This is a genomic window from Leifsonia sp. ALI-44-B (assembly GCF_001984125.1).
Lineage (GTDB): Bacteria > Actinomycetota > Actinomycetes > Actinomycetales > Microbacteriaceae > Okibacterium.
Genome location: NZ_MTQL01000007.1, coordinates 1,691,400 through 1,712,649, shown reverse-complemented (window position 1 = coordinate 1,712,649; position 21,250 = coordinate 1,691,400). Strand labels below are relative to the sequence as shown.

The following is a 21,250-nucleotide window of genomic DNA, read 5'->3' as shown; positions in this document are numbered from 1 at the left end:
CCCGGTCGGCCGCCCGTTCGGCGCGGTCAGCGGCTCGCGTTGCCTCCCGTTCGGCGGTTCGCGCGGCGCGTGCCGACGATCCATCGCGACCCTCGGTCTCGTCGGTGTCATCGACGGGGCGTTCGGTGAAGCGCAGGCGGTCGATGCGACGCCCGTCGAGGCGTTCCACCTTGAGCGTGCCGTCGGCGGTCTCGACCTCGTCACCCTGTTCGGGCAACCGGCCGAGCTCGCTCATCACGAAACCGGCGACGGTCTCATACGGCCCATCCTCGGGCACGTGGATGCCCGTGCTCTCGAGCAGTTCGTCGGGCCTCAGGCTGCCGGGGAACGCGATCGACCCGCGGGCGCGCACGATGCCGGCACGCGTGCGGTCGTGTTCGTCGACCACTTCGCCGACGATCTCTTCGACGAGGTCTTCGAGCGTGGCGACGCCGGCCGTTCCGCCGTATTCGTCGAGCACGACGGCCATCTGATAGCCGCGGCCGCGCAGCTCGGAGAGGAGCGTGTCGAGGCGCATGGTCTCGGGCACCCGGATCGCCTCGGTCATGAGGGCGGATGCCGGCACCTCGGAACGCCGGGCGCGCGGCACGGCGACGGCCTGCTTCACGTGCACGACGCCCACGATGTCGTCGATGCCCTCGTCGACCACGGGGAACCGGGAGTAACCCGTCGACCGGGCGAGGTCGACGACGGCCTGGGCGGAGTCGGTGCGCTGCACCCACGCCACGCGCGGCCGGGGCGTCATCACATCGGATGCGTCGTGGTTGGCGAACTGCAGCGTGCGGTTGAGCAGCGTGGCCGTGTCTTGCTCGAGCACACCCGCGCTGGCGGAGCGGCGCACGAGGCTCGAGAGCTCCTCGGCCGTGCGGGCGCCGGACAGCTCTTCCTTCGGCTCGATGCCGACCGAACGCAGCAGGCCGTTGGCGCTGCCGTTCAGCACGACGATGGCCGGTTTGAACACGGTCGTGAAGAGCGTCTGGAACGGGATGACGAGCTTGGCGGTCTGGATGGGCAGCGCCAGCGCGAAGTTCTTGGGCACGAGCTCGCCGATGACCATCGACGCGAGCGTGGCGATCACGAGCGCGATGGGCGTGGCGATCACGGGCACGACGTCCTCGGGCAGACCGACGGCGCCAAGCGGGCCCGCCAGAAGCGACGAGAGCGCCGGCTCCATGGTGTAACCCGTGAGCAGCGTCGTGAGCGTGATGCCCAGCTGCGCGCTCGACAGGTGCGTCGACGTGATGCGCAGCGCGGCGATCGTCATGCTGAGCTTGGTCTCACCGCGCTCGCGCCGGGCTTCGAGGTCGGAACGATCGAGGTTGACGAGCGCGAACTCGCTGGCCACGAAGAGGCCGGTGCCGATCGTAAGGACGATGCCCACTCCGAGCATGATCCACTCGTACATCACGCGAACACCACCCCGATTCGGAGGCTGAGCACGCGAACGTCGACGAGGAGCCTCGATGAGGTGCCGCGGAAGGGCCTAGATGAAGAAGTCAGGGACACAGACGATGAAGGAGGGTCATCCATTATTCGCCCAACTATACCGGCGAACCCTGGGTCTCACCAGGCAGGCGCCTGACCAAGAAGCCTGTCTCACCAGGAGACGGGCAGGGCCTTGCCTTCTTCGTAACCCGACGCCGACTGCAGGCCCACGCGGGCGCGCTCACGGAACTCGGCCAGCGAGGTCGCCCCCGCGTAGGTGAACGACGAACGCAGGCCCGACGTGATCATGTCGAGCAGGTCTTCGAGCGACGGCCGCAGCGGGTCGAGGTAGATCTTGGACGACGAGATGCCCTCGGCGAAGAGCATCTTGCGCGCGAGCTCGTAGGGGTCGAGACGCCCGAAGCGCTCGACGACGGCCTTGGTCGAGGCCATGCCCCAGCTCTCTTTGTAGAGCCGACCATCGTCGTCGGTGCGCAGGTTGCCCGGTGCCTCGATCGTGCCGGCGAACCAGGAGCCGACCATAACGCTGGATGCCCCGGCCGCCAGCGCGAGGGCCACATCGCGCGGGTAGCGCACTCCGCCGTCGGCCCACACGTGCGCGCCCAGCTCGGTCGCCGTCTCGGCGGTCTCGAGCACGGCCGAGAACTGCGGGCGCCCGACGGCCGTCATCATGCGCGTCGTGCACATGGCACCCGGGCCGACGCCCACCTTGATGATGTTGGCGCCCGCGCCCACGAGGTCGCGCACGCCGGCCTCTGACACGACGTTGCCCGCCACGAGGGGAATGCCCAGGTCGAGCTTCGACACCGTGGCGAGCGCCTCGAGCATGCCCTCCTGGTGCCCGTGAGCCGTATCGAGCACGAGCACGTCGACGCCCGCACGGGCCAGGGCGGATGCCTTGGCCGCCACGTCTCCGTTGATGCCGAGCGCCGAAGCCACGACGAGTCGCCCGTCGCTGTCGAGAGCGGGCGTATAGAGCGTGGAACGCAGCGCCGAGGTGCGGCTGAGCGTGCCGATGACGATGCCGTGGCGCAGCACGGGCGCGAAGTCGAGGTCGGCGGCGACCATGATGTCGAAGGCGGCGCGCGCGGTCGGCACGTCGTCGGCATCGATCGAGGCCACCGAGCCGTGCAGCAGATTGCCGAGCGTGGCATCGGCGAGCGCCGAGCCCAGGCGGGTCGAGGGGATGGCGCCGAGGAAACGCCCGTGGTCGTCTTCGACCACGACACCGTGCCCCGAGACGGGCGGCAGCGCGAGCAGGGCGTCGGCCACGGTCGCGTCGGCCGTCATGCGCACGGGAGTGTCGAACGCGGTCGGCTGTTCTTTCACCCACCGGATGGCGTGGTCGAGGTCTTGCAAGGGCAGATCTTGCGGCAGCACGCCGAGCCCGCCGCGCCGGGCCAGGGATGCCGCGAGCCGCGGTCCCGTGACCGAGTTCATGTTGGCCGACACGATGGGGATCTGGGCGCCCGTGCCGTCGTCGGTGGCGAGCGAGACATCCATTCTGCTCGTGATGCCGGAGCGCGAGGGCACCAGGAAGACGTCGGAATAGGTCAGATCGAAGGCGGGCGCTTGGCCATAGAACTCCATACCCGTAACGCTAACGCCACCTCCTGACAATGCGGCGGTCGGACGAAGGGTTTAGGCTTGATGATTGGACGCGACGAGCGTCGTGTGACAGCGCCTCGTCGATCAGATATCAACGGAGAGAGTGGGCGATCCCTAGTGTCGAGCCAGGTGACCGGCGTAGGAACCGACGAAGGTTCGTCGGCCGAATTTGGAGCCAACGAATGGCTCGTCGAAGAACTGTACGAGCAGTACGTCGTCGATAAGAATTCCGTCGACGAGTCGTGGTGGCCCACCCTCGAGCGCTACCACGCCGTGAAGGGCGAGGCGGCTGCGGCCCCGGCATCCGCGCCCGCCGCCGCTGCCCCCGCATCCGCACCCGCCGCGGACCAGTCGCAGAAGCCCGGCACGCCGGCCGCTCCCACCACCTCGGCGCCCGCCCTCGGCACCCCGCCCCAGGCGGCCCCCAAGACCTCGGCCGCGACCGCCACGCAGTCCACCGACGAGTCGAAGGCCCAGCCCGTGGCCCGCACCACGTCGGCCCCCGCGAAGCCCACCCCCATCCCGGCCGATGCGCCCGTCACGGCCCCCCAGAAGACCGTCTCCTCCGATGCCCCGGCCGACGAGCCGCAAGACACCGTCACTCCCCTGCGCGGCATGTCCAAGACTCTCGCCACCAACATGGATGCCTCGCTCACGGTGCCCACGGCGACGAGTGTGCGCACCATCCCGGCCAAGCTCATGATCGACAACCGCATCGTGATCAACAACCACCTGAAGCGTGCCCGCGGCGGAAAGGTGAGCTTCACCCACCTCATCGGCTGGGCGCTCATCCAAGCGCTGAAAGAGTTCCCGAGCCAGAACGTGGCCTACGGCGAGATCGACGGCAAGCCCAGCGTCATCGCCCCCGCGCACATCAACCTCGGCATCGCCATCGACCTGCCGAAGCCCGACGGCACGCGCTCTCTCATGGTGCCCGGCATCAAGAAGGCCGACACGCTCACGTTCGGCGAATACCTCGTCGCATATGAGGACCTCGTCAAGCGCGCCCGTGGCGGCAAGCTCGCGGCGGCCGACTTCCAGGGCGTCACGATCTCGCTCACCAACCCGGGCGGCATCGGCACCGTGCACTCCGTGCCCCGCCTCATGAAGGGCCAGGGGTGCATCATCGGCGCCGGCGCCCTCGAATACCCCGCCGAGTTCCAGGGCGCGTCCGAGCACACGCTCGTCGAGCTCGGCATCGGCAAGACCATCACGCTGACCTCCACCTACGACCACCGCGTCATCCAGGGTGCCGGCTCGGGTGAATACCTGAAGAAGGTGCACGAGCTGCTGCTCGGCCAGCGCGACTTCTACGAGAACATCTTCGCGGCCCTGCGCATCCCCTACGACCCCATCCACTGGGCCTCCGACATCTCGGTCGACCTGAGCGACACGGTGTCGAAGACGGCCCGCGTGCAAGAGCTCATCAACGCGTTCCGCGTGCGCGGCCACCTCATGGCCGACATCGACCCGCTCGAATACGTGCAGCGTTCGCACCCCGACCTCGACATCGCCAACCACGGCCTCACCTTCTGGGACTTGGACCGCGAGTTCGTCACGGGCGAGTTCGGCGACAAGCGCCAGGCCAAGCTGCGAGACATCCTGGGTGTTCTGCGCGACTCGTACTGCCGCACCATCGGCCTCGAGTACATGCACATCCAAGACCCGGCCCAGCGCAAGTGGATCCAGTCCAAGGTCGAGCGCCCCTACGCCAAGCCCATGCACGACGAGCAGATGCGCATCCTCGGCAAGCTCAACGAGGCCGAGGCGTTCGAGACGTTCCTGCAGACCAAGTACGTGGGCCAGAAGCGTTTCAGCCTCGAGGGCTCCGAGTCCACCATCGCGCTGCTCGACACCATCCTGCAGGGTGCCGCCTCGGCCGGGCTCGACGGCGCCGCGATCGGCATGGCCCACCGCGGCCGCCTCAACGTGCTGAGCAACATCGCCGGCAAGACCTACGGCCAGATCTTCCGCGAGTTCGAGGGCACGCAGTCCTCGCGCGACAGCCACGGCTCGGGCGACGTCAAGTACCACCTCGGCAACGAGGGCACCTTCCGGGCCGCGGATGGCTCCGAGCTGCCCGTTTACCTCGCCGCCAACCCGTCGCACCTCGAAGCGGTCGACGGCGTGCTCGAGGGCATCGTCCGCGCCAAGCAGGACCGCAAGCCCATCGGCACGTTCTCCACGCTGCCTATCCTCGTGCACGGCGACGCGGCCATGGCCGGCCAGGGTGTCGTGCTCGAGACCATGCAGCTGTCGCAGCTGCGGGGATACCGCACGGGCGGCACCATCCACATCGTCGTCAACAACCAGGTCGGCTTCACGACTCCCCCCGGAGAAGGCCGCACCTCGGTGTACTCGACCGATGTGGCCAAGGCCATCCAGGCGCCCATCTGGCACGTGAACGGCGACGACCCCGAGGCCGTCGTGCGCGTGGCGGAGCTGGCCTTCGAATTCCGTCAGGCGTTCCACAAAGACGTCGTCATCGACCTCGTGTGCTACCGCCGACGCGGCCACAACGAGGGCGACGACCCCTCGATGACGCAGCCCCTCATGTACAACCTCATCGAGGCCAAGCGTTCGGTGCGCAAGCTCTACACCGAGTCGCTCATCGGCCGCGGCGACATCACGCAGGAGGAGTACGACGCGTCGCACCGCGACTTCCAGGACCGCCTCGAGCGGGCCTTCCAGGAGACGCACGCCGCCCAGACATCCTCGATTCCTGTCATCGTGCAGGAGCAGGACGACGACGGCTACTCGGGCGAGCCCGACGAGACCGGCGTCAAGCAGAGCGTCATCGAGCACATCGGCGACGCGTTCAACAACGCGCCCGAGGGCTTCACGGTGCACCCGAAGCTCAAGCAGTTGCTGCAGAAGCGTTTCGAGATGAGCCGCAACGGCAAGGTCGACTGGGCCTTCGGCGAGCTGCTCGCCCTCGGTTCACTGCTGCTCGAGGGCACCCCGGTGCGCATGAGCGGCCAGGACTCCCGCCGCGGCACGTTCGTCCAGCGCCACGCCGTGCTGCACGACCGCCTCAACGGCCAGGAATGGCTGCCCCTCGCGAACCTGTCCGACGACCAGGCCCGTTTCTGGATCTACGACTCGCTCCTGTCGGAATACGCCGTCATGGGCTTCGAATACGGCTACTCGGTCGAGCGCCCCGACGCGCTCGTGCTGTGGGAAGCCCAGTTCGGCGACTTCGGCAACGGCGCGCAGACCATCATCGATGAGTTCGTGTCGAGCGCCGAGCAGAAGTGGGATCAGCGGTCCGGCCTCGTTCTGCTGCTCCCCCACGGCTACGAAGGCCAGGGTCCCGACCACTCGTCGGCCCGCATCGAGCGCTACCTGCAGCTGTGCGCCGAGAACAACATGACCGTGGCCCGCCCGTCGACGCCCGCGTCGTACTTCCACCTGTTGCGCCGCCAGGCCTACGCGCGCCCCCGCCGCCCGCTCGTCGTCTTCACCCCGAAGTCGATGCTGCGCCTGCGCGGTGCCACGAGCGACGTCGATGCCTTCACCTCGGGCGTGTTCGAGCCCGTGATCGACGACAAGCGCATCACCGACAAGAACGCCGTCACGCGCGTGCTGCTGCACTCGGGCAAGATCCACTACGACCTCGCCAACGAGCTCGAAAAGGCGCCAGACGAGACGATCGCCCTCGTGCGCGTCGAGCAGCTCTACCCGCTGCCCGCCGCCGAGATCAAGCACATCGTCGACGGCTACCCGAACGCCGAGGTCGTGTGGGTGCAAGACGAGCCCGCCAACCAGGGCGCGTGGCCGTTCATGGAGTTCGAGCTCTCGCAGCAGCTGGGCAACCGCTCGCTCGGCGTCGTCTCCCGCCCGGCATCCGCCTCGCCCGCCACGGGTTCGGCCAAGCGCCACGGCATCGAGCAGTCCACGCTCCTGAAAGACGCTCTCCGCCAGCAGTAGCCGATAGTCCCTCACATCCCCGGTCCCGCCCGACACACGTCTTGCGGGACCGGGGATGTGTCGTGCGTGCCGCGGTTTAGGCTGACTGCATGGACCTCGCCCTGACCGCCGTCGTCGCCCTCGTCACGATCGTCGCCGTCTCGGCCTTCTCGTCCCGCCTCGGTGTGGCCGCACCTCTCGTGCTCGTCGTCGTGGGCGTCGTCTACAGCTTCATTCCGGGCGTGCCGTCGATCGACATCCCGCCCGAGTGGATCCTCGCCGGCGTGCTGCCGCCGCTCCTCTACTCGGCGGCGGTCAACGTTCCACTCGTCGACTTCCGCCGCAACCTCAAGGCCATCACGGGCCTGTCGGTGCTGCTCGTCGTCGTGACCGCGCTGGGCGTCGGCCTGCTGCTCTTCTGGTTGCTGCCCGACCTCAACCTCGCGGCCGCCATCGCGCTCGGCGCCGTCATCAGCCCCACGGATGCCGTGGCCGCCACCTCCATCGGCAAGAAGCTCGGCCTGCCGCCCCGCCTCGTCACGGTGCTCGAGGGCGAGGGTCTCGTCAACGACGCGTCGGCCCTGGTGCTGCTGCGCTCCGCCATCGCGGCCACCGCGGGAGCCGTCTCGCTGTGGGGTGTGGTGGGCGACTTCTTCTACGCCGTCGCCGTCGCCCTGATCGTGGGCCTCCTGATCGGCCTCGTCACGGTCTTCGTGCGCTCCAAGCTCAAGGACAGTGTGCTCACCACGGCCATCTCGTTCGCCGTGCCCTTCATCGCCTACCTCCCCGCCGAGGAGCTCAACGCCTCGGGCGTGCTCGCGGTCGTCGTCGCGGGTCTCGTCACGGGCCACCAGAGCGCGCGCTACTTCTCGGCGCAGGACCGCATCAGCGAGCGGCTCAACTGGCGCACCCTGCAATTCGTGCTCGAGAACGGCGTGTTCCTGCTGATGGGCGCCGAGCTGTCGACGCTCATCGCCTCGGTCGACGACAACGTGCTCTCGGTCGAGCGCACGCTCGCGCTGGCGCTCCTCGTGACGGTCGTGCTCATCGTGCTGCGGTTCCTCTTCGTGGTGCCGCTCATCGCGCTCCTGCGCCGCGAGGGGCGCCGCGCCGTGCGCGAGTCGGGGCGTTTCGAGGCCGCCCGCCGCCGGTTCGACGCCATGCCCGACGATGCCATCGAGCCGCGCCGCCGCAACCGCGCGGCGCTCTTCTTCACGAGACGCGCGGCCGACCTCGACTTCCTGCAGTCAGAGGGCCTCGGATGGCGGGGCGGGGCGGTTCTTGCCTGGTCCGGCATGCGCGGCGTCGTCACCCTGGCGGCGGCGCAGTCGCTGCCCGCCGACACGCCCTACCGCCCGCAGCTCATCCTGCTCGCGTTCTTCATCGCCGTCATCACGCTGCTGCTGCAGGGTGGAACGCTGCCCGCCGTCATCCGCCTTCTGGGCGTGCGCGGCACCGACGAGCAGGCCGATCGGCAGGAGTACGCCTCGCTCATCCAGGACATGTCGTCCGTGGGCGTGGAGGCACTCAAGAACCCCGACCTCAAACGGGCGGATGGCGGCGCCTACGACCCCGAGGTCGTCGACCGGGTGCGTGGGGACAGCGAGTCCCGGTCGGCTGCGGCATCCGAGGTCATGGATGCCTCAGAAGATGTCGGCCCGCACGAGCAATACCGCGAGCTGCGGCGCATCGTGCTCGACGCCGAACGCGCCGCCTTGCTCGACGCCCGCTCCGCCGGCAGCTACAGCTCTCGCACGCTGGCCCGCGCCCAGCAACTCCTCGACATCGAAGAATCCCGCTTCGACCAGGCCACCCACGACTGAGTGCCCCGGCCCCTTCTGTAGAGCCCGCCGACGCGGAAGGCCCGACGCGGAATTCCCCACGCGACGCTAGTGCGTGCCCTGCACCTCGCGGAGGCGGGCGAGGACCTGGTTCTTCAGCTCTTCGGGGGCCACCTCGGTGCAGGCGCGCTGCACGGCCTCGGTGAGCGTGCGCGCCACCAAAGCTTCGTTCTGGCAGTCGACGCACGTTTCGAGGTGCGCGCGGATATCGGAGGCCTCGGTGCTGCAGACTTCGTTCCGCAGGTACTCCTCGAGGTCTTTCTTTGCCTTGTCGCAACCGCAGTCGCTCATCGTGCTCTCCTTGCGGGGGGCGCGGCCACACCACGGTCGCGCGCATAGTCGGCGAGAAGGTCGCGGAGCAAGCGCCTGCCACGGTGCAAGCGGCTCATGACCGTCCCGATGGGGGTTTTCATGATGTCGGCGATCTCTTGGTAGGCGAAGCCCTCGACGTCGGCGAGGTACACCGCCAGACGGAAGTCTTCGGGGATCGACTGCAGAGCGTCTTTCACGGCGCTGTCGGGCATGTGGTCGATGGCCTCGGCCTCGGCCGATCGCGAGGATGACGCGGTGGTCGACTCGGCGCCGCCCAGCTGCCAGTCCTCGAGGTCGTCGATGGTGCCCTGATAGGGCTCGCGCTGCTTCTTGCGATACACGTTGATGTACGTGTTCGTGAGAATGCGGTAGAGCCACGCCTTGAGGTTGGTGCCCTGTTGGAACTGACCGAACGCCCCGTATGCCTTGGCGAACGTCTCTTGCACCAGATCTTGCGCGTCGGGCGGGTTCTTCGTCATGCGCATCGCAGCACCGTAGAGCTGATCGAGGAACGGCAGTGCCTGCTCCTCGAACAGCGCGCGAACTTCTGATTCGGTGGGCTCGTTCGGCGTAGCCTCGTCATCGACGGTAGTCATCAGGTCCCAGTCTAGGGCTGCGACCTGATCGGCTTCCCGCTCGAGCACTGCGATTGACATCCGCTCTCGCCTTCCGTTCGACATCATGCGGCAATTTCGCCGCTACCCTAGGTAAACGATGCTCGAATCGAAATATTCCGCGCCCGAGTTCAACATCTTCGGCGAGAGCGACAAGGTCCCGGATGACGGCAGCTGGCCGGCTCCGGTGGCCGACGCGCCGCTCGACGCCACGCTCAGCCTGCCCGGCTCGAAGTCGCTGACCAACCGGGAGCTCGTGCTCGCGGCCCTGGCCGACGGCGAGTCGCTGCTGCGCGCGCCGCTGCACTCCATGGACAGCCGCAACATGGTCGACGCCCTGCGTGCCCTGGGCGCCACTATCGACGAGCTGCCGGGGGCTGGTCCCTTCGGGGCCGACTGGCGCGTCACGCCGGGCGAGCTGTTCGGCAGCACCACCATCGACTGTGGGCTGGCCGGCACCGTCATGCGTTTCGTGCCGCCCGTCGCGGGCCTCGCGCTCGGGCCCACGTCGTTCGACGCCGATACGTCGGCGCGCGGCCGCCCCATGCGCACCATGATCGCGTCGCTGCGGGCGCTCGGCGTCGACATCAACGACGACGGCCGCGGCTCGTTGCCCTTCACGGTGCACGGCACGGGTTCGGTGCGCGGCGGTGCCGTCACCATCGACGCCTCCAGCTCGAGCCAGTTCGTGTCGGGCCTGTTGCTCGCGGCCGCACGGTTCGACGAGGGGCTCGACCTCACGCACGCGGGCGAACGACTGCCCAGCATCCCCCATATCGAGATGACCATCGACGCCCTGGCGGCCCGCGGCGTGCTCGTCGAGCAGCCCCAGGTGGGCCACTGGCAGGTGGCGCCGCAGCCCATCGCCGGGCGCACGGTCGACATCGAACCCGACCTTTCTAACGCCGCGCCCTTCTTGGCGGCCGTGCTCGTTGCCGGTGGCCGCGTGACGATCACCGCATGGCCCGAGACCACGACGCAGGTCGGCGCCGACCTCATCGAGCTGCTGCCCCACTTCGGCGCGACCGTGACGCGGGACGGCGACAGGCTGACAGTGGAGGCATCCGGAACAATTTCGGGCGTCACGCTCGACCTGACCACGGGCGGAGAACTCGCTCCTCCCCTCGTGGCCCTCGCCGCGTTGGCCGATTCGCCGTCGACCATCACGGGCATCGGCCACATCCGCCACCACGAGACCGACCGGCTCGCCGCGCTGGCCGCCGAGATCAATGCGCTGGGCGGGAACGTGACCGAACTCGAGGACGGCCTCTACATCGAGCCGAAGCCGTTGCGGGGCGGGCTCTGGCACAGCTACCACGATCACCGCATGGCCACGGCCGGCGCCATCATCGGTTTGGCCGTGCCGGGCGTCGTGATCGAGAACGTGGCGACGACCGCCAAGACGCTGCCGCAGTTCACCCAACTCTGGGGTCAGATGTTGCAGGGGCCTGCCGTGCCGGCCACGCCCGTTGCGACCCCACGGACCTCGCCCGTCACGTCGCCGGCGTCGCCGTCCGTGTCATCCCCCACGACGCAGCCGGACGCCTGATGACCTGGTGGGACACGGGCGAGGACGACGAGCCCGACTACGACGAATCGCGCATCAAGGTGCGGCCGAACCCCAAGGGCAACCGGCCGCGCACCAAGACCCGTCCGGCCCACGAGGATGCCCAGATCGCGCGCGTGCTCGGGGTCGACCGCGGCCGTTACTCGTTGCTCGTCGACGAGGACGGCGAGAACGAACACCGCATCTCGGCATCCCGCGCTCGTGAATTGCGCATGAAACCCGTCACGGGCGATCAGGTGGATGTCGTGGGCGACCTCACCGGCGACGAGGGCACGCTCGGGCGCGTCGTGCGCGTGCGCGAACGCTCCACGTTGCTGCGCCGCAGCGCCGACGACACCGACGAGGTCGAGCGCGTGATCGTGGCGAACGCCGACCAGATGCTGCTCGTCGTGGCGGCCGCCAACCCCGAACCGCGGGCCCGGCTCGTGGACCGCTACCTCATCGCCGCCTACGACGCCGGCATCGAGCCCATCCTGTGCATCACCAAGACCGACCTCGCCGACCCGAGCGATTTTCTCAAGAACTTCACGGGACTCGACTTTCCCGTCTACACCTCACGCCAGGGCGCCATGCCCGTCGACGAGATCGGCGCGGCTCTCGTGGGGCACAGCACGGTCTTCGTGGGGCACTCGGGTGTGGGCAAGTCGACGCTCGTCAACGCGCTCGTGCCCACGGCCGAACGCGCCACGGGCCACGTGAACCTCGTGACGGGCCGCGGGCGGCACACGTCCTCGTCCACGATCTCCTATCGCTTCCAGCGGCCAGAGGGGGCCGGATGGGTCATCGATACGCCCGGCGTGCGGTCGTTCGGTCTCGGGCACATCAACACCGACAACATCCTCAAGGCCTTCAGCGATCTCGCCGTCGTGGCCGAGCGGTGCCCGCGGGGCTGCACGCACCTGCCCGACGCGCCCGATTGCGCCATCATCGAGGCCGCCGAATCGGGCGAGCTCGGCGCCAACGGCCCGGCGCGGCTCGACTCGTTGCAGCGCCTGCTCACAACCTTCGCCTGAGCGGGCGTGCTCTGCCGACGGCCGATCTGTGGGCCACCGATCTGCGCGGTAAGCGTGCACCCCGCGCGGCGGGCGTTGTCAGACCGCGAACCTAGAATGGATGCATGACCGAAAGCATCCGTTTGTCCGCCGGTGACCCGGCCCCCGTCTTCTCGTTGCAGAACCAAGACGGAGAGATGGTCAGCAATGCCGACTACGCCGGCCAAAAGGTCATCCTCTACTTCTACCCCGCCGCCATGACGCCGGGCTGCACCACCCAGGCGTGTGATTTTCGCGACAACATCGCGTCGCTCGCCGGTGCCGGTTACACGGTTCTCGGTGTCTCGAAAGACTCCCCCGCCAAGCTGGCCGAGTTCGCCGCGCGCGACGAGCTCACGTTCCCGCTGCTGAGCGACGCCGACCTCGCCGTGCACCAGGCCTACGGCGCCTATGGCGAGAAGAACCTCTACGGCAAGGTCGTGACGGGTGTGCTGCGCTCCACCTTCGTCATCGGCACCGACGGGCTGATCGAGTTGGCGCTCTACAATGTGAAGGCAACCGGCCACGTCGCGTCGCTGCGCAAGAAGCTCGGCGTCGACGCTTAGAGCGGCCGCTGGCCCGAGGCTACTCGGCGGGGTATTCGTCAGGGCGCTTCACGGCGGCCACGACGGGCGGCATGAACAGCAGGACGAGGCCGAGCAGCGACGGGATCAGCAGCGCCAGGCCGATGTCGGCGCGCGCGAACGTGCCCTGCAGGGCGCCGACCGCGACCGACAGCTGCAGAATTTGCCAGATGACGGCTCCGGCGCGGATCCACGGTGCCCGGCGGATGGACGACACCGCGACGGCGCTGATCCAGATCGACGCCAGAATCGCGAGAACGAGTATCGCAATCGCGCTCGTGTAGGAGTCGGGCGTGAGCGTGAAGAGGTCCACCACGAGCCAGCCCGTGACCGCAATCATGCCCGCCGCTTCGATGAACAACAGGATAATGAGCGCCGTAAACAGCGGCCCACCGGCGTGTCGCCCGTGAACGGGAGTTGAACTCTCAGAATCAGACATGTGCGAAGTCACCACGAATCCCATACAAAACTATTGATTTGCCACATCCAGTATGCGACCATATTTGAGGCTGAGTTGACGCTCACAGGGTGGTGAGCACATTCCGATCGGTGATCGGTGCACGAAGAGCATCCTCTTATCGAACCGCTGCGAGCGGGCGATGATACCGAAGTCTACTGGGTTCATTTCACACGACAATTCGCGTCAGATCGACGCGTTTTGTGGCGTGCTTATGAAAACACGACTTCGGGGGTGCGAACGCTGCACAAGACATCCAGACGGAAACCACTCTGCAACTCGGCCTCGACGAACTCTCGACCGATCGGTCGACATCCCCGAGAATCACAAAAGGAGCACCCCCATGGATTGGCGCGATAAGGCTGCTTGCCTCACGGCGGACCCCGAACTCTTCTTCCCCGTCGGGAACACGGGTCCGGCTGTCGACCAGATCGACAAGGCCAAGGCCGTCTGCGCACGCTGCTCGGTCACCGAAGTATGCCTGCAGTACGCGCTCGAGACCGGACAGGACTCGGGCGTCTGGGGCGGCCTCAGCGAAGACGAACGACGTGCCCTCAAGCGCCGTGCGGCCCGCGCACGCCGCGCCTCCTAGTCGGAGCACCTCACCACAGACTCATACGCGGCCACCTAGCACCGCCGCATTCCGCACACAGCACCGACGTCCCGGTGCGAATCCTCACCAGATTCGCACCGGGACGTTTCTGTGTGCGCGGGGTTGCTAAGAGGTCTCGATGTAGCGGAACGGCATCTCGATGGTGACCTCGGTGCCGCTGCCCGTGACGGTGTGCCAGTCGATGGTGCCGCCCAGCTCGCCCTGGATCAGCGTGCGAACGATCTGCGTGCCGAGACCCGAACCGACCTTGCCCTCGGGAAGGCCGTAGCCGTCGTCGCGCACGAGCACGGACAGACCCTCATCCGTGCGTTCGGCGACGATCTCGACCTCGCCCTCGCGACCCGCCAGGCCGTGCTCGACGGCGTTGGTGACCAGCTCGGTCAGCGCCAGGGCGAGGGGCGTGGCGTATTCGCTCGGCAGGACGCCGAACGTGCCCGTCTTCTTGGGGTGCACCGTGGTGTTGTGCGACGACGCCACCTCGGCGATGAGCATGAGCACGCGGTCGAAGACCTCGTCGAAGTCGACCTGCTGGTTGAGGCCCTCTGACAGCGTGTCGTGCACGACGGCGATGGCGGCGACGCGACGCATGGCCTGTGTGAGCGCCTCGCGCGCCCCGTCGGAATGCGTGCGGCGGGCCTGGATGCGGAGCAACGACGCGACCGTCTGCAGGTTGTTCTTGACGCGGTGGTGGATCTCGCGGATGGTCGCGTCTTTGGTGATGAGCTCGCGCTCCTGGTGCCGCAGCTCGGAGACGTCGCGGCACAGCACGATGGCACCCACCCGCTCGCCGTTGTGGCGCAGGGGGATGGCGCGCAACGACACCGTCACACCGCGGGCCTCGATGTCGGTGCGCCACGGCGCCCGGCCCGTGACGACGAGCGGCAGCGACTCGTCGATGTCCTGCTTCGACGGAAGGATCTGCGTGGTGACCTCGGCCAATGACTCGCCCTCGAGCTCTTCGGCGAAACCCATGCGGTTGAAGGCCGACAGCGCGTTGGGGCTGGCGAACGTGGTGATGCCCTCGACGTCGAGGCGAATGAGGCCGTCGGAGGCGCGCGGTGCGCCGCGTCGGGGGCCCGTGGGGGCCGACAGGTCGGGAAAGTCGCCCGTCGCGATCATCTGGAACAGGTCGTTGGCGCAGTCGTTGAACGTGAGCTCTTGGCGGCTCGGTGTGCGCGCCTCGCCCAGGTTGGTGTGGCGGGTGAGCACAGCGATGGGCGTCGGCGCATTCTCGGAGCCCGAGGAGGTCAGACGGCGGATGACGGGAACCGCCCGCACGCGCGTGGGGGTCTCTTCGTACCAGTCCGGTGCCGACGAGTCGATGATCTTGCCGGATTCGAAGGCGTCGGTGACCTGTTTGCGCCACTGCGGCTTGATCGCCTGGCCCACGAAGTCGCGGTAGAACAGCGTTGCCGCGCTCGAGGGGCGGTAGTGCGCCACGGCGATGAAACCCTCGTCGGGGGTGGGAATCCACAGCACGATATCGGCGAAGGCGAGGTCGGCGAGCAACTGCGCGTCGCCCACGAGCATGTGCAACCAGTCGACCTCGGCATCGGTGGAGAGACCCTGGGCATGAACCAAATCACTGAGCGTTGACACCCGACCAGTCTATGGGGGCGCGGCGACCCGACTCGGTTTTCCACAGGGCAACGATGCTCTAGACCGACCGGTGGCGCACCTGATTGAGTTGCCCTTCGTCGCTCCTCCCCCACCCGGCGGCACCGTATCCGAACCGACCGTCAGATTTTCTGACGGTCACTCGGCGCGCGCCGGGAGGGCAGTGGTCCTCTCGCCGTGTGCCGAGAGATCAAGGAGCCGCATGACACCGCCTTTTCCGAACACGCCGTCCGACTCCCCCACGACAGTCAGCGCAACCGGCCAGGACGGCCTCCGCGTCGTCACGGGTGTCACCGAGTACAGCAGCGAGCACACATCCGATCGGGGCCCAGTCGTCCGGCACGCGTCGGATGCGGCGGCACGCGACATCCGAACGCCCGAACCCGTGCTCGAAAACCTGGCCCTGTCGGCCATCGAGGTGATCGCCGGGGCGCGCGACCTGGAGCAGCTGGGCCGCTGGGTCACGCGCGAGGTCTACGAACACCTCAGCATCCGCGTAACCGTCGCCAGCCGAGCGCGCCGGGTGCGCGGGGCGGTCGGCAAGCGTCCCGTGATCCTCGGCACGCGCGTCAGCGCCTTCCGCACCGGGGAGACCATCGTCGACGGTGTCGTGACGGTCACCATGCGCGATCGCACGCGCGCCGTCGCCATCCGTATCGAGTGGGAGGGGGGCCGGTGGCGCGCGAGTGCCATCCACGTTCTGTAGCCGCCCGTGCGGGCCCCCCGGTGACCGTGCTGGCGCGCTCGCTCTGGCCCGGTGCCCGCGCAACGCGAAGGGCGCCGCCCCTGCCGACTGCAGCCCGACGGGCCGGCCTTATCGCGCGGCAGAGTATCGCGTGCCACCCCTGTCCTCCGCCGTGCGAGGGGCGCAACCCGGAGCAAGACAGCGCGAAGGGTGCCACCCCCTGAGGAGTGGCACCCTTCGTGAGCTCGGCCTGCCGGGCCGTCGTCGGTGGACGGGGCGCGACGGGCGAGCGTTACTTCTTCTTGGCCTGGCCGCGACGTTCGGCGCGGTTGGCGGCCGCGGGCGCTGAGCCTGACGACTGCCCGAACGCGCCGCGTGCGCCGCCCTTGGGGGCGTCTTGCGGGCGGCTCGGGGCCTCGGCAGGCTCGTCGCCGTCGGCGGCTGCTGCGGCCTTCTGGCTCTCGGCCTGACGCTGCGCACGGTTGGTGGCCGCCTTCTCGATCTGGCCCTTCTGGTTGCGCACCTCGACCTCGCCCGCGTCGTTGGCGGCGGTGAAGCTGAGCTTCTCCTCTTCGCCGGCGGGTCGCTCGAGTCCCTTGGCGGAGACGGTGGCCGCGATGTCGTCCGCCGACGGGCGGTTCACTTCGACCTCGAGGTTGAAGAGGTAGCCCACGGATTCTTCGCGGATCTGGCCCATCATCTGCTGGAACATGGCGTAACCCTCGCGCTGGTACTCGACCAGCGGGTCGCGCTGCGCCATGGCGCGCAGCCCGATGCCGTCCTTCAGGTAGTCCATCTCGTAGAGGTGGTCGCGCCAGCGGCGGTCGATGACCTGCAGCACGACGCGGCGCTCGAGTTCACGCATGGCCTCGGAGCCGAGCTGCTCTTCGCGGCGCTTGTAGGCGAGCTTCGCGTCGGACAGGATCTCGCGGCGCAGGAAGTCGCGGTCGAGCTTGCCCTTGCGGCCGGCCTCGGCAACGACCTCGTCGACCGTGAGGCCGATCGGGTAGAGCGTCTTCAGTTCGACCCACAGGGCGTCGAAGTCCCAGTCGTCGCCGTTGCCGTCGGCCACGTGCACGTCGAGGACCTCGTCGATGACGCTCTCGAGGAACTTCTGCGTGCGTTCGTGCAGATCGTCACCCTCGAGGATGTGGCGGCGGTCGGAGTAGATGGCCTCGCGCTGGCGGTTGAGGACGTCGTCGTACTTGAGCACGTTCTTGCGGATCTCGGCGTTGCGCGACTCGACCTGCGACTGCGCGCTGCGGATGGCCCGGCTGACGACCTTCGACTCGATGGCGATGTCGTCGGGCACGCCGTTGCGGCCCATGAGGGCTTCGGCGGCGCCCGAGTTGAACAGGCGCATGAGGTCGTCGGTGAGCGACAGGTAGAAGCGGCTCTCGCCCGGGTCGCCCTGACGGCCGGAACGACCGCGCAGCTGGTTGTCGATGCGGCGGGACTCGTGGCGCTCGGTGCCGAGCACGTAGAGGCCGCCGGCGGCGATGACCTTTTCGGCCTCTTCGCCGACCTCGGCCTTGACGGCCTTGAACACGTCGTCCCACTGGGCTTCGTATTCTTCGGGGGTCTCGACGGGGCTCAGACCCTTCTGGTTCATTTCCTGAACGGCGAGGAACTCGGCGTTGCCGCCCAGCATGATGTCGGTTCCGCGGCCGGCCATGTTGGTGGCCACGGTGACGGAGCCGAGGCGACCCGCCTGGGCAACGATGGCGGCCTCACGCGCGTGGTTCTTGGCGTTGAGGACCTCGTGCCGGATGCCCTTCTTCGCCAGCAGGCGAGAGAGGTATTCGCTCTTCTCGACGCTCGTGGTGCCGACGAGGACGGGCTGACCCTTCTCGTGGCGCTCGGCGATGTCTTCGACGACCTGCTGGAACTTCGTCTCTTCGTTCTTGTAGACGAGGTCGGACTGGTCGATGCGCTGCATGCTGCGGTTGGTGGGGATGGCCACCACGCCGAGCTTGTAGGTGGACATGAACTCGGCGGCCTCGGTCTCGGCCGTACCGGTCATGCCGGACAGCTTCTCGTAGAGGCGGAAGTAGTTCTGCAGCGTGACGGTGGCGAGCGTCTGGTTCTCGGCCTTGACGGCCACGCCCTCCTTGGCCTCGATGGCCTGGTGGATGCCCTCGTTGTAGCGGCGGCCCATCAGGATGCGGCCCGTGTGCTCGTCGACGATCATGACCTCGCCGTTCATCACGACGTAGTCCTTGTCTTTCTTGAAGAGGGCGACGGCCTTGATGCTGTTGTTGAGGAACGAGATGAGCGGCGTGTTGGCCGACTCATAGAGGTTGTCGATGCCGAGGTAGTCCTCGATCTTCTCGATGCCGGGCTCGAGCACACCGACGGTGCGCTTCTTCTCGTCGACCTCGTAGTCTTCACCGGGCGTGAGCGTCTTGGCGATGCGCGCGAACTCGGTGAACCACCGGTTGGCCTCACCCGACGACGGGCCCGAGATGATGAGCGGCGTGCGCGCCTCGTCGATGAGGATGGAGTCGACCTCGTCGACCACGGCGAAGAAGTGGCCGCGCTGCACGAGGTCCGCCGACTGCCAGGCCATGTTGTCGCGCAGGTAGTCGAAGCCGAATTCGTTGTTGGTGCCGTAGGTGATGTCGGCCGCGTACTGCTCGCGGCGCTCGGCGGGCGTCTGGCCCGAGAGGATGACACCCGTGGTCATGCCGAGGGCACGGAAGACGCGACCCATGAGCTCGGACTGGTAGGTGGCGAGGTAGTCGTTGACCGTGATGACGTGAACGCCCTTGCCCGCGATGGCGTTGAGGTAGGCCGGGAGCGTGGCGACGAGCGTCTTGCCCTCACCGGTCTTCATCTCGGCGATGTTGCCGAGGTGGAGCGCCGCGCCACCCATGAGCTGCACGTCGAAGTGCCGCAGGCCGAGGGTGCGCTTGGAGGCCTCGCGAACGGCGGCGAACGCCTCGGGCAGCAGGTCGTCGAGCGACTCGCCCTTCTCGTGTCGGCCGCGCAGCTCGGCGGTTTCGTTCTTCAGTTCTTCGTCGGTGAGGTCGGCGAAGTCGTCTTCGAGGGCGTTGACCGCTTTCGCGAGGTTCTCTAGCTTCCTCAGCGTGCGTCCTTCGCCGACTCGAAGAACCTTCTCCAGAATTGAGGCCACGAATTGAACTCCAGTTGTCTCGGTGCGCGTCATATGCGCCGCGCGATGTTCGATGCCCGTGGGCGCCGATCGTGTGAGCGCGTCGTGCCGTGTGCACGACTGACGTCGGGCAATTCTGCCCGGACCGCACTCTATGTTAGCGGGGCGACCGGTGTGCACACGCTGTAAATGAGTGAACGCCGCGTGCAGCTCGGATGGCTGCACGCGGCGTTCGGGAAAGCCCGCGCGATTATGCGCGTGACGGCGTGTGCTCAGGCTCGTTTCTGCGAGGCGCCCGCCTCTTCGTCGAGGCCGATGACGCCGTAGTCCCAGCCCTTGCGTCGGTAGACGACGCTCGGGCGGTCGGTCTTGGCGTCGATGAACAGGAAGAAGTCGTGACCGACGAGTTCCATGCGATCGACGGCGTCGTCGACCGTCATCCATTCGGCCGGGAAGACCTTCTGGCGGATGACGACGGGACTGTAGTCCTCGGGCTGTTCATCGTCGACGACCTGCTGCGTGGGCACGGCACCCGTCGCGACGGCCTCGATGATCTCGCCGTCGGCGGGCTGGATGTCGATGCCGCTAAACCCCTCGGCGGCCGCAGCGTGCAGCGAGGTGCGGTGCTTTCCGCGGTGAACCTTGCGACGGTCTTTTGCGCGGCGCACCTGCTCGATGAGTTTGGCGATTGCGAGGTCGAAGGCGACGTATTTGTCGGACCCCGAGCTCTCGGCGCGCACCAGCGGGCCGGGGCCGATGAGCGTGAGCTCGACGCGGTCGTCACCCGCGCGACCCGATTTGTCGTTGTGACGCGAGACCTTCACCTCGAAGGCGAGAGCCTTCTCGTTGAGGTGCTCGACCTTCTCGGATTTCTCTTCGACGTAATCGCGAAATCGATCGGTGAGTCCGAGACCTAGTCCGACGATGTTAGTTTCCACAGCGACCTCCTCGATAGGGCGTGCCGCCGGATAATTCGGGCGGTTCTTCCACGCCTTTGGCCCCACCGTAGTCCCCCTCAACGGAGAAGTCACTGACAGTCTGGGCGGGTTGTGCCGATAGCGAACGAAGCGGTGTGGCGGCGATGACGGCCGCGCACACGCGGCGGGCGCCGGCCGCGCGCAGCACGGCAGCAGCTTCTGTGAGGGTTGCTCCGGTCGTGCAGACATCGTCGATCAGGATCACGGTGCGACCGCCGACGCGGCGCGTCGTGCGCATGCTGCCGCGCATGTTGGCCGCCCGTTCGTCGGCATCGAGGCCGATCTGGTCGGAGGGTTGGCGCACATAGGCGAGCGCGGGCGTCGCGATGTGGCCGGTTCGGCCGAGCACGCGGTCGACGGGCCGGTAGCCGCGGGCGCGGTAGCCCCGTCGCGATGAGGGGACGGGCACGAAGAGCACCGGACGGCGTCGCGTGGCGAGGCCGTCGCGTTCGCGCACGGCGGCGAGCCAACTCGCGTCGGCGGGAAGGGCGTCGGTGACATCGAGACAGGCGGCCGTCACCGCGGCGCCCAGCAGAACCGCGAGGCGCTTGTCGATGACGGTGAACCCCTCGGTCTTGAAGGCGACGATGGCGCGCCTGGCCTCGTCGGCGTAGGAGCTGCCCGCGAAGACGATCGTGCCGTCGGCGAGCGCGCGCGGCGGAGGCGCCGACAGCGCGGCCCGGCCGAGGCAGGAGTCGCAGAGGGGATGGTCGGGCGTCTGGCAGCCCACACAGCTGAGCGGCAGGGCCCACCCGAGGGCGGCCGCGAACGGCGAGTGCCACTCGGGGGCGGGGGTCGAAACGAGATCGGTCATGTCCCGAGCATTCCGCGTGCGAGCATCCGCCCGGCCGACACGGGGCGATCTGTGGAGAAG

15 protein-coding genes and 1 pseudogene are annotated in these 21,250 nt (G+C 68.0%); 7 read left to right on the top strand and 9 right to left on the bottom strand.

The genetic code is table 11. The annotated features are described in order from the left end of the window. Nucleotides 1-97 precede the first annotated feature (97 nt). Nucleotides 98-1,405: pseudogene (locus ALI44B_RS14895) on the bottom strand (hemolysin family protein); the annotation flags it as partial. Between the two features lie 191 nt (nt 1,406-1,596). Further along, a complete protein-coding gene (gene guaB1 / locus ALI44B_RS14890; protein ID WP_077055328.1) occupies nt 1,597-3,036 on the bottom strand; it encodes a GMP reductase in 1,440 nt (479 codons plus the stop codon). Nucleotides 3,037-3,171: 135 nt separating this feature from the next. On the opposite strand from guaB1, the gene ALI44B_RS14885 reads away from it, so the two are divergent. After that, entirely contained in the window at nt 3,172-6,984 is a 3,813-nt protein-coding gene (locus ALI44B_RS14885) for a multifunctional oxoglutarate decarboxylase/oxoglutarate dehydrogenase thiamine pyrophosphate-binding subunit/dihydrolipoyllysine-residue succinyltransferase subunit (RefSeq protein ID WP_179100283.1), read from the top strand. A gap of 89 nt (nt 6,985-7,073) precedes the next feature. Further along, nucleotides 7,074-8,786, top strand: coding sequence for a cation:proton antiporter (locus tag ALI44B_RS14880; protein WP_077055327.1), 1,713 nt, complete (start codon nt 7,074-7,076; stop codon nt 8,784-8,786). A 66-nt stretch (nt 8,787-8,852) separates the two neighbouring features. Here ALI44B_RS14880 and ALI44B_RS14875 read toward each other — a convergent pair whose 3' ends face one another. Both ALI44B_RS14875 and ALI44B_RS14870 read right to left on the bottom strand, forming a co-directional pair. Beyond that, on the bottom strand, nt 8,853-9,095 hold the full coding sequence (locus ALI44B_RS14875; protein ID WP_077055326.1) for a zf-HC2 domain-containing protein: 243 nt from the start codon (nt 9,093-9,095) through the stop codon (nt 8,853-8,855). Beyond that, the gene (locus tag ALI44B_RS14870; protein ID WP_179100282.1) at nt 9,092-9,712 is read right to left on the bottom strand and encodes a sigma-70 family RNA polymerase sigma factor; all 621 of its coding nucleotides are present in this window, start codon (nt 9,710-9,712) and stop codon (nt 9,092-9,094) included. The genes ALI44B_RS14875 and ALI44B_RS14870 overlap by 4 nt, the downstream gene beginning before the upstream one ends. A 118-nt stretch (nt 9,713-9,830) precedes the next feature. Here ALI44B_RS14870 and aroA point away from each other — a divergent pair, with 118 nt between their 5' ends. From aroA to bcp, 3 genes are all read left to right on the top strand, one after another. Then, on the top strand, nt 9,831-11,279 hold the full coding sequence (gene aroA / locus ALI44B_RS14865) for a 3-phosphoshikimate 1-carboxyvinyltransferase (protein WP_083710086.1): 1,449 nt from the start codon (nt 9,831-9,833) through the stop codon (nt 11,277-11,279). Continuing rightward, the gene (gene rsgA / locus ALI44B_RS14860) at nt 11,279-12,310 is read left to right on the top strand and encodes a ribosome small subunit-dependent GTPase A (RefSeq protein ID WP_077055324.1); all 1,032 of its coding nucleotides are present in this window, start codon (nt 11,279-11,281) and stop codon (nt 12,308-12,310) included. The genes aroA and rsgA overlap by 1 nt, the downstream gene beginning before the upstream one ends. A gap of 104 nt (nt 12,311-12,414) precedes the next feature. Next, nucleotides 12,415-12,894, top strand: a complete 480-nt coding sequence (gene bcp / locus ALI44B_RS14855) for a thioredoxin-dependent thiol peroxidase (RefSeq protein ID WP_077055323.1) — start codon at nt 12,415-12,417, stop codon at nt 12,892-12,894. 19 nt (nt 12,895-12,913) lie between these two features. Here bcp and ALI44B_RS14850 read toward each other — a convergent pair whose 3' ends face one another. Next, nucleotides 12,914-13,351 (bottom strand): hypothetical protein, encoded by a 438-nt coding sequence (locus ALI44B_RS14850; RefSeq protein WP_077055662.1) that lies wholly within the window; start codon nt 13,349-13,351, stop codon nt 12,914-12,916. A 361-nt stretch (nt 13,352-13,712) separates the two neighbouring features. Here ALI44B_RS14850 and ALI44B_RS14845 point away from each other — a divergent pair, with 361 nt between their 5' ends. Continuing rightward, nucleotides 13,713-13,961: a WhiB family transcriptional regulator gene (locus ALI44B_RS14845; protein WP_077055322.1), complete on the top strand. Its 249-nt coding sequence runs from the start codon at nt 13,713-13,715 to the stop codon at nt 13,959-13,961. Between the two features lie 126 nt (nt 13,962-14,087). On the opposite strand, the gene ALI44B_RS14840 is transcribed toward ALI44B_RS14845, so the two are convergent. Then, nucleotides 14,088-15,581, bottom strand: coding sequence for a sensor histidine kinase (locus ALI44B_RS14840; RefSeq protein ID WP_077055321.1), 1,494 nt, complete (start codon nt 15,579-15,581; stop codon nt 14,088-14,090). A 220-nt stretch (nt 15,582-15,801) separates the two neighbouring features. Here ALI44B_RS14840 and ALI44B_RS14835 point away from each other — a divergent pair, with 220 nt between their 5' ends. Then, on the top strand, nt 15,802-16,305 hold the full coding sequence (locus ALI44B_RS14835) for an Rv3235 family protein (protein ID WP_083710085.1): 504 nt from the start codon (nt 15,802-15,804) through the stop codon (nt 16,303-16,305). Between the two features lie 271 nt (nt 16,306-16,576). Here the strand turns inward: ALI44B_RS14835 and secA are convergent, their stop codons facing one another. From secA to ALI44B_RS16495, 3 genes are all read right to left on the bottom strand, one after another. Next, nucleotides 16,577-19,420, bottom strand: coding sequence for a preprotein translocase subunit SecA (secA, locus tag ALI44B_RS14830; RefSeq protein ID WP_077055661.1), 2,844 nt, complete (start codon nt 19,418-19,420; stop codon nt 16,577-16,579). 251 nt (nt 19,421-19,671) lie between these two features. Beyond that, a complete protein-coding gene (gene hpf / locus ALI44B_RS14825; RefSeq protein ID WP_077055320.1) occupies nt 19,672-20,337 on the bottom strand; it encodes a ribosome hibernation-promoting factor, HPF/YfiA family in 666 nt (221 codons plus the stop codon). Continuing rightward, nucleotides 20,327-21,190 carry a ComF family protein gene (locus ALI44B_RS16495; RefSeq protein ID WP_077055319.1) on the bottom strand — a complete coding sequence of 288 codons (864 nt, stop codon included), beginning with the start codon at nt 21,188-21,190 and terminating at the stop codon, nt 20,327-20,329. Before ALI44B_RS16495 ends, hpf begins: the two co-directional genes overlap by 11 nt. Between the last annotated feature and the right edge of the window lie 60 nt (nt 21,191-21,250).